The sequence below is a fragment of the Veillonella agrestimuris genome, from assembly GCF_943193065.1.
GTDB classification, from domain to species: domain Bacteria; phylum Bacillota; class Negativicutes; order Veillonellales; family Veillonellaceae; genus Veillonella; species Veillonella agrestimuris.
The window spans coordinates 51,252-61,617 of record NZ_CALPCS010000014.1 but is presented as its reverse complement, the minus strand read 5'-3'; the positions used below and the strand labels follow the sequence as shown (position 1 = coordinate 61,617).

Genomic DNA, 10,366 nt, shown 5'->3' with positions numbered 1-10,366 from the left:
AATGGCACCAACCACATAAGTGATTGGTGCCAAACAAATGATTAGGGATAAGCACCCCAACATTTGACAGAGAGCCTCTTTTATTTTTATATTCGTGTAATATTTTTTATAAAACGATAATCTACCTGAAAAAACGCCCAATAATCGGCATACTAGCACCGTCATTTTTATTGAGTCCTTTAAGAAGAATCATGACGATTACATAAAGTACAAGACCTTCGATGCCAGTTAATAAGAAATTTGCCCACATTGGAATAACGCCGTCTAAGTATTGGTAGCTCATGTAAATGAGGATACCCATAATGATAGCACTAGCAATGTTTTTCCAGAGTATGGATATATCGATAAAGTAGCCTGTATATTTTTTGATGTAAATCAAGTTTAATAAAGCTGCGAAGCCGATGTCCGCTACTGTAGCCCAAGCAGCACCGCCAATGCCTAGTTCAGGAATGGATGTTAGATGCCAGTTTAAAGCAACTTTAATAATGAGTGCAATAGCCATATTGATGACAGGAATACGTGGTTTGCCAAGGCCTTGCAGAATGCCTGTGGTTACTTGGTGAATACCAAGGAAGAAGATAGCAAAGGCTGTAATTTGCGTTGCTAATTCTGCTTTCGGTGCATTGTAAATGAGTGTTACTGTAGGCGATGCTAATACATATAACAAGATAGTAAATGGTACAGTAGCCATAAAAGAGAGTCGCATAGCACTGGCTGTGCGGTTATGAATACCATCTCTATCTTGTTTAGCAAAAGCATTGGAAATAGCTGGAACAATACTTGTGGCAATAGCTGCTGTAATGATAGTAGCCAAGTTAATCAATGGCACGGCCATGCCTGTCAGATAACCGAAGAGCTCTGTTACTTCGTTCATAGGGAACCCAGCTGCTAACAGGCGATGCGGTACAATGAGGAGATCTAGATTTGCCGTAAGTGGCAACATAATACTAGATAAGGAGATAGGTAAAGCGAGCCAAATCAATCGTTTTAATACACGTTGACCTGATTCGCGCGGGCCATTGTAACTTTCACCAGTGCTAGATTCTCTAGGTAATTTGTAGTAGTAATATAAGAGCACTAGGAATGCACCAAAGGCACCAATACCAGCGCCGCTGCTGGCACCGCCAGCAGCGGCAGGTAAACCATATGGCAATAGAATAGAGGCGGCGCCTAACATAACAATAACGCGTAGTAATTGTTCTACAATTTGGCTAATGGCCGTAGGGGTCATCATTTCGTAGCCTTGAATATAGCCGCGGAAACATGAAATCCAAGTGACAAAAAATACTGCCGGTGCTAGGGCGATAATAGAATAATAGGCACGACTTTCCTGAATAATGCCACTAGCAATGAGCCAATCAGCCCCAAAATACATAGCGAGGCTGGCGATGAGACCCGTCATAGTGAGCATGATAAAGGAAATATTAAATACTCGTTTCGCCCCTGTGTAGTCATTTAAAGCGAGCCGTTCTGCTGTCAAAATAGAAATTGCAATAGGCACGCCTGCACTAGATACTTGTAATAATAGTAAATAGATAGGAAAGGCCATCTGGTAGATACCGATGCCTTCGCCGCCTAATATGCGAGAAAGAAGAATCCAGTTAATACTACCGATGGCTTTTACTATGAAACCGGCAATGGTGAGGATTAAGGTTCCTTTTACAAATCCACTAGCCATAGATTATAAAGTGTTAGAGGAGCCTAATACGTTTTTGATTTTGTGTGCTACCATGCCTTTAATAGCGTCACGTGCAGGTCCTAAATATTTGCGTGGATCGAATTCAGATGGGTTTTGTGCTAAATATTCGCGTACGGATGCAGTCATGGCTAATCGTAAGTCTGTATCAATATTAATTTTACATACGGACATTTTAGCTGCCTCACGAAGCATATCTTCAGGTACGCCTTGAGCACCTGGGATATTACCGCCAAATTCATTACATTTAGCTACAAATTCAGGTAATACAGAAGAGGCACCGTGTAATACGATTGGGAAGTTTGGCAATAATTCGCCAACTTTTTTCAAACGATCGAAATCGAGATATGGGTCTCCTTTGAATTTGTAAGCACCGTGGCTAGTACCGATGGCAATCGCTAAGGAGTCGACCCCTGTTAAGGCAACGAATTCAGCTGCTTGTTCTGGATCAGTAAAGCGTGCATCTGCATCGGATACGTTTACATCGTCTTCTACACCAGCAAGACGACCAAGTTCCGCTTCTACTACAACGCCGTGAGCGTGAGCGTATTCTACTACTTGTTTTGTAATGCGTACGTTTTCATCGAAATCGTGATGGGATGCGTCGATCATAACAGATGTAAAACCACCATCTACGCATTCTTTACAAATTTCGAAGGAATCACCGTGGTCAAGATGTAAGGCGATTGGCAAATTGCTGTCTTCCAAGGCTGCTTCTACCAATTTTACAAGGTAAATATGTTTAGCGTATTTACGAGCACCAGCGGATACTTGCAAGATAAGAGGGGATTGCTCTTCTTTAGCAGCATCGACGATGCCTTGGACGATTTCCATATTATTAACATTAAAAGCACCAATAGCATAGCCGCCTTCGTAGGCTTTTTTAAACATTTCTGTAGTCGTTACTAATGGCATAGTTATCCTCCTTAGATATATAGCCGATGATGTATTATAATCGTTGTTCATTTATGCACATCATTTATCAGTGATGATACATATCTATCCAATCCTAAGTATATCAAGAATTATTATAAAGGGGAACTATTTTATTCTAGTAATTGTTGCATATCTTTAGGCATAGGGGCGCGCAATTGGATGTATTCTTTTGTCATAGGATGTGTGAATGCTAAATAGCCAGCGTGTAGCGCTTGCCGATCAATCCATTGCAACGAGCCGCCATATATATCATCTCCTGTTAAAGGAAAGCCTAAGTGAGATAGGTGCACTCTGATTTGGTGCGTACGTCCTGTGTGTAATAGGCATTGAATGTGTGTAAGATTACGCTTTTCTTTATACTCTAATACAGTTACATCCGTATGAGCAGACTTTCCTAGTTGCGTGCAACATCGTTCAATAATACTACCTTCTTTTCTGCCTATAGGGAGATGGATGGACATATATTGTTGGGTTAAATAGCCGTCTACAATAGCGTTATAGAGCTTTGTAATGGGATGCGTTTGTTTTTCAAAGGCGTGTTGCACAACGGCTGTTTTAGCAATGATGACGATGCCCGATGTGTCTTTGTCGAGGCGGTGGATGGGATGAAAATCGTAGGCTTGGTTTGTGTCCTTGTAATAGTGGAGCACACCGTTTGCCAATGTATGAGTTCGTACTGTCGATGTAGGATGCATTAATATACCTGGTGCTTTATTAATAGCTAGCACATAGTTATCTTCATAGATAATATCTAAATCCATTGGCGTTAAATCGAATTCTTGCTCTGGCGATAGAGCGATGACTACATGGTCACCGCCTTGCACTAATGTGTCCCATGTTGCCACCTCACCATTAATCGTAATGAGACCTTCATGTTTTAATTTTCGCCGCATCCGTTGCGATATATGATGTTGTTTAATGATGTGATTGATAGATGCCTTCGTCACCTCAGATGAAATAATGACATCGATTATAGTTGCTGTATTCATAATTGTATTATAACAGATAAGGTGAATATATACTCACTCGTAATAGTCTATCTGTTGAAAGGAATAGAGTTCTATAGGGACTCAATGGTATAATAACTATAAAATGATTCACAGTGATTGAATATCATGTTATAGGTTCCTATTGAGGGAGGATTATATGAAAGTTAAAAAGAAATCGTTATTGCTCTTATGTGTCCTTACATCATTGAGCACTAGTGTATTAGCAGAGACGGTAATGGAAACAAGAAGCTATACTACTGTTGTTAACGAGGATACGGCTAACTCAAGCAAGACTACCATTAGCCGAGAGCAATATAGCTCGTCTGTATCGACTGAATCTACATCATACTCGACGTCCTCATCTAGCAGCAGTACTCATGTAGGTGTTGGCGTTGGTATAGGCCGCGTTGGATATGGTAGTGCTATAGATGTATTTATGCCTGTTGCAGGAGCTGTAAAAGCGCCACCAGCAGCGGTGAAAAAGACATTGTCTATATTGTCTGATGATACATTGAATAAGCAAGGATATTTAGGTCTTGTTAAAGAAAAAGGTAAATGGGGTATTGTAGGAACGAATGGAGACGTTTTATTGCCGCCGACGTACCAAAGTTTAGAAGCTTCTTTCGATTATGATGGTACATTCTTTGGTAAAGAAGGAAAAAATAAATACGTTCATATTAAAGGTGATGGAACAGTTTTAACATCTGGTCAAGAGGCAGAAGTAGAAGTATATACTAATGTAGCGATGAGAAAAAGCTTAGTTGATGCGACTATGGACTTTGATTCGAAAGGTGTAGCACAAACCTATGATAGTGATAATTATGTAGCCTTTTTAGAAGGTAGTAAATATGGATTTAAAGATCGTTCTGGAGCGGTTGTGATTGCCCCTCAATTTAAAGAGGTATACAATGGCTTTTCAGAAGATAGAGCTTTTGTAAAACTCAATGGTGAAACGGTGGCTATTGACGGTTCTGGAACAGTTCTCTTTAAAGCACCATCTAATGAAGTGTATCCATATCATAATGGTTTGGCTGAGTATCGTCGCAAAGTGAGACGTTTTGGTCTTGGGAATTTAATCGGATTGGTAGGCATTGGATATTGGGGACATCACTATGGTGGTGGTTTATACCTAGGAGAAGGTATTAGCTTTACTGAAGATGGGCAAAAACGTGGGTACATTGACCGTAATGGTGCAATCGTTATAGATAGTAAAAATGACTATGTATATCCAATGGAAAAGCATGGTACATTAGTACGAAATGAGGGAAAACTTGGCTTTGTAAATCGAAAAGGCCAATATATTATTGAACCTGGTAATTATACAGCTAGCACTATTGATATGAATAATGTTTTGCTTACGTTGAAAAATAAAGATACGAACAAGTACGGTATTTTTGATATGGAAACAGGTAAACAAGAAGTGCCGTTTTCCTATGACTCCATCGATTTTGTAGGTCCTCATCATATGGCTGTTACGAAAGATAATAAAGCACATGTTGTAGATATGATCGATGGTCGTGTTATTTATACTGGTCCAGCAGATACAAAAGTGACTGTTTTTGCAGGGGATACGTATTCTTGGATTCACAGTAAAGCCGATGGATACCGTATTTTATCCTTAGACGGCACTGTTGTAACAACTCCGATTATGAAAGATATTAGCGGTATTTCTGCTTTCACTCATGGCTATAGTGGGGTTAAAATTAAAGGTAAATGGGGGATTATTAATACAAAAGGAGAACTTGCAGTGCAACCGTCATATGATGAAGTGAAAGTATTATAAGTTCCTGGAAGTATAGAAAATATCTGTAGTTTACGGTATAATTAAAAAGATATATTCCGATTTAATATATGGAATATAAGGATGATGATAATACACTATTAATGCCCATAGTTCATATATAGGAGGTATACAATGGCTAAAGATTTTTCTTTTGATGTCGTATCTGAAGTAGATATGCAAGAAGTAGATAATGCTGTTAATCAAGCGAAAAAAGAAATCGGCACTCGTTACGATTTTCGCGGTTCTAAAGCAGAAATTAGCCTTGAAGGAGACACCATCAAAATCATCGGTGATGATGAATACAAATTGACCGCTATCATCGATGTGTTGAAAGGCAAAATGGTAAAACGCAATGTAGCAGTAAAAAACTTAGACTACGGTAAAGTGGAACCGGCAGCAGGAGCTACGGTACGCCAAATCATTACTATCAAAAAAGGCATTACTAAAGAAAATGCTAAAGAAGTAGTAAAAGCTATTAAAAATATGAAATTGAAAGTACAGCCTTCCATTCAAGAAGATCAAGTACGCGTTTCTGGCAAAGATAAAGACGATTTGCAAGCTGTTATTCAAATGCTCAAACAATTGGATATTCCTGTAGAATTGCAATTCGTTAACTTCCGTTAATTACATAGGATTATAAAATAGGGTTAGGCAGATGATAATTATCGCTAACCCTATTGGTATAGGAGGCCCTATGAATGTAGAGGACATGAAAGGTGGATATACTACCGGTTCTTGTGCTACGGCAGGTGTGAAAGCAGGTCTCTTAGCTCTTTTGGAGCAGAACATAGTCGATACGGTCATTATTGAAAATCCACAAGGCCAATATATTGAAGTGCCTATCAAAGAGGTGATTCGTATATCTGATGTAGAGGCACAGGTGACGGTGGTCAAAGATGGCGGTGATGACCCTGATGTGACGCATGGTAATGCTGTAGTTACAACGGTAGTGCTGACGGATTCGGGGACTCTGTCTTTCCATGCTGGTCATGGTGTGGGGACGGTGACGAAACCAGGCTTGGCATTGCCTGTAGGGGAGCCGGCTATCAATCCGGGACCAAGAAAAATGATGCAAATTGTTTTCGAAGAATTCTGTGTCAAAGGAGAAGGTGTAGATGTTACTGTTACTGTACCTAACGGCTTAGACTTGGCAAAGAAAACGTTAAATCACACATTAGGTATTGAAGGTGGCATTTCTATCATCGGCACTACAGGCATTGTGAAACCTATGAGTGAAGAGGGGTTTAAGAACTCCTTAGTGCCTCAATTGGAAGTAATGAAAGCAAACGGCATTGAGACCGCTGTTTTAGTTCCTGGCCGCATCGGTCAAGAATTGGCTGAGCAAGTATTAGGCATTCATAAAAACCAGATGGCAGAAACGAGTAATTTCATTGGTTTTATGTTGGAACAAGCTGTACGGATTGGCTTTAAGCAGATTTTGATTATTGGCCATATTGGTAAATTAGTGAAACTCGCTAATGGAAGCTTTCACACTCATAATCGTATGAGTGATGGTCGTATGGAAACTATTGTGGCCTATGCGGCCCTTGAAGGGGCTAGCCAAGCCGTTTGTGAAGAGCTATTTCAGTGTCAAACGACAGAATCTACGTTCCCTATTTTAGAGAGAGAAGGATTGACTGGTGTATACCAACGCATTGTGGATCGAGCGGCGCTTCGCAGTGAACGATACATTGCCAAGGAAGCACAAGTGGGCATTATTATTACGACCTTACAAGGCGATATTCTAGCAATTGACGAGAATGCTAAAGACATAGGAGAACGGGAAACATGGCGCATACCTTATATATCGTAGGCATTGGACCAGGTAATCCAGAGTATGTAGTGCCAAAGGGATTGGATATTATTCGCCAAGCTACTGTATTGGTGGGGAGTGAACGAGCTCTGGAAGATTTCCAAGAACCGCATCAAAAGACTTATGCCATAACGGGTAAATTGAGTTTGTTAGCAGATCAAATTGAAGCTGAATTAGCAGAGCATGATGTAGTCGTTATGGTTAGCGGTGATACTGGTTACTACAGTTTATTGCCTTATTTGAAAAAGAAATTTCCTACTTATCCCATCGAAGTCATTGCAGGCATTAGTTCTATGACTTTTGCTTTTGCGCGCCTCGGCGAAGTATGGCATGATGCGGATTTGATGAGCTTTCACGGCCGCCAACCAGAGCCGGAACAACTCATTTATAAAGAGGGAAAGAAAATGGGATTTTTAACAGATCCTGACTATAATCCAGCTCGTATTGCGAGTATTTTAATAGAAGCAGGATGGCCTAAGGACACTCGAGCGGCTGCGTTGGAACGATTAAGCTATGATGATGAACGCATCGTAGACTCTACGTTAGCGGTCTTAACAGAGTTGGACGGATTTGGTCATTCTGTGATGGTGGTATTAGGATGAGACATTTTTTTGGTATTCCTGATGACGAATTTATTCGCGGCGACGTGCCGATGACGAAATGCGAAATCAGAAAAGCTGTTATGAACGAAGCTCGCATCGATGAAGACAGTGTAGTCCTCGATGTAGGGGCTGGTACAGGGTCTATATCAATCGAAGCTGCATTAGGCGCTCCGAAGGGCCATGTATACGCCATTGAACGCTTTGATAAAGGCATTGAATTGATCTATCAAAATATGGAGAAATTCAATGTGTCGAATATGACTGTCATTAAATCGAAGGCTCCAGAAGGGATGGAGGACTTGCCGCCTCTCGATGCTGTCATCATTGGTGGTAGCGCCGGTGGTATGGGGGCTATTGTTGACGAAGCGCAGCGTCTCTTGAAAGTGGGAGGTCGCCTCGTTGTAACAGCAGTTACGATGGAAACGGGATACACAATTTTGAAAGAATTAAAAGGTCGCCCTTTTAGTTATGATGGCTATCAAATGTCTATCAGTCGGTATCGCAAAGCGGGCCCCTATCATTTGTTAGATCCATTGAGTCCTATTTTTATCGTAGCAGCAACGAAATTAGAAGAAGGAGAGCAGCATGGTTAATGTACATATTGTAGGAGCCGGTCCTGGTGATCCAGAGTTGATTACGCGTAAAGGCTATCGTCTTGTGGAAGAAGCAGACGTAGTTATTTATGCTGGTTCTTTAGTGAATCCTGCTATTTTGGAAGCTTGTAAAGCAGGATGTGAAATTCACAATAGTGCCACTATGAATTTAGATGAAGTATTGGCAGTAATGAAGAAAGCTGTTGAAGAAGGTAAGTCGGTAGTTCGCCTTCATACAGGGGACCCTGCGATTTACGGCGCCATTCAAGAACAAATGGATGCTCTAGATACAATGGGCATTACTTATGATGTAGTGCCTGGCGTTAGTTCCTTCCTCGCTACAGCAGCGGCGTTGAAACAAGAATATACATTGCCGAATGTATCGCAAACGGTAATTATCACTCGTATGGAAGGGCGTACACCGATGCCGCCAAAAGAAAAATTGCGCATGCTCGCTGCACATGAAGCGACGATGTGTATTTTCCTTAGCGTACAAATGCTTGATAAGGTGGTAGAAGAGCTTATTGAAGGTGGTTACGACAAAACGACGCCAGTAGCTATCGTTGTGAAAGCATCTTGGCCGGATCAACGCATTATTCGTGGCACCTTGGAAACCATTGCTGATATGGTGGCTAAAGAAGGTGTGTTGCGACAAGCTATGATTGTCGTAAGCCATGTATTAGATAGTGAATATGAACTATCTAAACTATATGATAAAGGATTTGCGCACATGTATCGTAGCGCGAAGGACTAATGATGGATAGCCGTACTATGTATCAAACGATAGATAATGGTAGTACTGATCATAATAAAGTTATAGATACTAGTATTGCCAATAGCATTGAAACCGCTAGGGAGGCTGAGCCAACATCGGTAAGAACAGCTATTATTTCTGTGTCTACCAAGGGAGCTCGATTGGGGCAACGCGTAAAAGCCTTAGTAGTGCCTCATGGTGAGTGCTATGAAAAAATAGGTCGTCAATCAGGTGGAGAGGCGATGTATTTTGAATCTCTTAAGCCTCATATAGAACGTATCATGCGAGAGTATGACCAAGTGCTCTTCATTATGGCTATAGGCATTGTAGTACGCATGATTGCCCCTTATATTGAACATAAATCGAAAGATCCAGCCATCGTTGTTATGGACGAAGCTGGTTACCATACGATTAGCTTATTATCCGGTCACTTAGGGGGGGCCAATGAATGGACCCAAACTATCGCCTTAGCCATTGATTCTGACCCAGTGATTACGACAGCTACCGATGTGAACGGCTTGCCAGCGCCTGATGTGTGGGCCCGTAAAGAAGGCTTTGTAGTGGATGATTTTCAAACGCTCATTGCTGTGAATGCCGCTATCGTAGCTGGTGAAAGGGTTACGTATTACATCGATGATAGTTTGCCTCATTGGGAGCGACTGGTAGCATCTGGAAAAGACCATGTAGGGGGATATAGTGATGTGCGAACTTTTAATAGTTCTAACGCTATTGATAATGAAGCCCCTCGTGTGGTCGTAACCGATACAGTTATTGCTACAGCGCCAAATCAGCTCATATTACGTCCTAAAACATATACTGTGGGTATCGGTTGTCGCCGAGACACGCCGAAAGAGTTGATTTTAGATGCCATTATACAATCTTTGGACCGATGGAAACTTTCACCTAAAAGTGTATTAACGGCTGCGTCAGTGGTAGTTAAATCAGATGAAGTAGGATTGTTAGGGGCTGTCCAAGAATTAGGTTGGCCTATCGTATTTTTTGAACAAGAAGAATTGGCTCAGGTCATTGAAACATATCATTTAAAAGAATCTACATTTGTAAAAGGAACTATAGGAGTAGGAAACGTATGCGAAACAACAGCGTTACTAGCGGCCAAGAGCCACACATTAATACAGGAGAAAACAGTGTATCCCAAAACAACAATCGCCATAGCGCAGGTTACATCAAAGTAATCGGCAT

At 41.1% G+C, this 10,366-nt stretch carries 10 protein-coding genes; 7 read left to right on the top strand and 3 right to left on the bottom strand.

Annotated features, from left to right (window positions below):
- Nucleotides 1–121: 121 nt before the first annotated feature.
- From NFR29_RS07415 to NFR29_RS07405, 3 genes are all read right to left on the bottom strand, one after another.
- A complete protein-coding gene (locus tag NFR29_RS07415) occupies nt 122–1,678 on the bottom strand; it encodes a putative polysaccharide biosynthesis protein (protein ID WP_251425097.1) in 1,557 nt (518 codons plus the stop codon).
- 3 nt (nt 1,679–1,681) lie between these two features.
- Nucleotides 1,682–2,611, bottom strand: a complete 930-nt coding sequence (gene fba, locus NFR29_RS07410; RefSeq protein WP_251425094.1) for a class II fructose-1,6-bisphosphate aldolase — start codon at nt 2,609–2,611, stop codon at nt 1,682–1,684.
- Nucleotides 2,612–2,742: 131 nt separating this feature from the next.
- Nucleotides 2,743–3,621: an RluA family pseudouridine synthase gene (locus NFR29_RS07405; protein WP_251425091.1), complete on the bottom strand. Its 879-nt coding sequence runs from the start codon at nt 3,619–3,621 to the stop codon at nt 2,743–2,745.
- A gap of 157 nt (nt 3,622–3,778) precedes the next feature.
- Here NFR29_RS07405 and NFR29_RS07400 point away from each other — a divergent pair, with 157 nt between their 5' ends.
- The 7 genes from NFR29_RS07400 to NFR29_RS07370 all read left to right on the top strand — a co-directional run bounded on the left by NFR29_RS07400 (nt 3,779) and on the right by NFR29_RS07370 (nt 10,359).
- Nucleotides 3,779–5,404 carry a WG repeat-containing protein gene (locus NFR29_RS07400; RefSeq protein WP_251425088.1) on the top strand — a complete coding sequence of 542 codons (1,626 nt, stop codon included), beginning with the start codon at nt 3,779–3,781 and terminating at the stop codon, nt 5,402–5,404.
- A 132-nt stretch (nt 5,405–5,536) separates the two neighbouring features.
- Nucleotides 5,537–6,028, top strand: a complete 492-nt coding sequence (locus NFR29_RS07395; protein ID WP_251425085.1) for a YajQ family cyclic di-GMP-binding protein — start codon at nt 5,537–5,539, stop codon at nt 6,026–6,028.
- Nucleotides 6,029–6,098: 70 nt separating this feature from the next.
- On the top strand, nt 6,099–7,217 hold the full coding sequence (gene cbiD, locus NFR29_RS07390) for a cobalt-precorrin-5B (C(1))-methyltransferase CbiD (protein WP_251425082.1): 1,119 nt from the start codon (nt 6,099–6,101) through the stop codon (nt 7,215–7,217).
- A complete protein-coding gene (gene cbiE / locus NFR29_RS07385; protein ID WP_251425078.1) occupies nt 7,193–7,819 on the top strand; it encodes a precorrin-6y C5,15-methyltransferase (decarboxylating) subunit CbiE in 627 nt (208 codons plus the stop codon). Before cbiD ends, cbiE begins: the two co-directional genes overlap by 25 nt.
- A complete protein-coding gene (gene cbiT / locus NFR29_RS07380; protein WP_251425075.1) occupies nt 7,816–8,412 on the top strand; it encodes a precorrin-6Y C5,15-methyltransferase (decarboxylating) subunit CbiT in 597 nt (198 codons plus the stop codon). The genes cbiE and cbiT overlap by 4 nt, the downstream gene beginning before the upstream one ends.
- Nucleotides 8,405–9,166, top strand: coding sequence for a precorrin-4 C(11)-methyltransferase (gene cobM / locus NFR29_RS07375; RefSeq protein ID WP_251425072.1), 762 nt, complete (start codon nt 8,405–8,407; stop codon nt 9,164–9,166). Before cbiT ends, cobM begins: the two co-directional genes overlap by 8 nt.
- A complete protein-coding gene (locus NFR29_RS07370) occupies nt 9,166–10,359 on the top strand; it encodes a cobalt-precorrin 5A hydrolase (RefSeq protein ID WP_251425069.1) in 1,194 nt (397 codons plus the stop codon). Before cobM ends, NFR29_RS07370 begins: the two co-directional genes overlap by 1 nt.
- The last annotated feature ends 7 nt before the right edge of the window (nt 10,360–10,366 follow it).

Excerpts from the sequence above, each read along its gene's own strand:
- NFR29_RS07415 (WP_251425097.1), bottom strand. The coding sequence starts at position 1,678 with ATGGCTAGTGGATTTGTAAAAGGAACCTTAATCCTCACCATTGCCGGT.
- fba (WP_251425094.1), bottom strand. The coding sequence starts at position 2,611 with ATGCCATTAGTAACGACTACAGAAATGTTTAAAAAAGCCTACGAAGGC.
- NFR29_RS07405 (WP_251425091.1), bottom strand. The coding sequence starts at position 3,621 with ATGAATACAGCAACTATAATCGATGTCATTATTTCATCTGAGGTGACG.
- NFR29_RS07400 (WP_251425088.1), top strand. The coding sequence starts at position 3,779 with ATGAAAGTTAAAAAGAAATCGTTATTGCTCTTATGTGTCCTTACATCA.
- NFR29_RS07395 (WP_251425085.1), top strand. The coding sequence starts at position 5,537 with ATGGCTAAAGATTTTTCTTTTGATGTCGTATCTGAAGTAGATATGCAA.
- cbiD (WP_251425082.1), top strand. The coding sequence starts at position 6,099 with ATGAATGTAGAGGACATGAAAGGTGGATATACTACCGGTTCTTGTGCT.
- cbiE (WP_251425078.1), top strand. The coding sequence starts at position 7,193 with ATGGCGCATACCTTATATATCGTAGGCATTGGACCAGGTAATCCAGAG.
- cbiT (WP_251425075.1), top strand. The coding sequence starts at position 7,816 with ATGAGACATTTTTTTGGTATTCCTGATGACGAATTTATTCGCGGCGAC.
- cobM (WP_251425072.1), top strand. The coding sequence starts at position 8,405 with ATGGTTAATGTACATATTGTAGGAGCCGGTCCTGGTGATCCAGAGTTG.
- NFR29_RS07370 (WP_251425069.1), top strand. The coding sequence starts at position 9,166 with ATGATGGATAGCCGTACTATGTATCAAACGATAGATAATGGTAGTACT.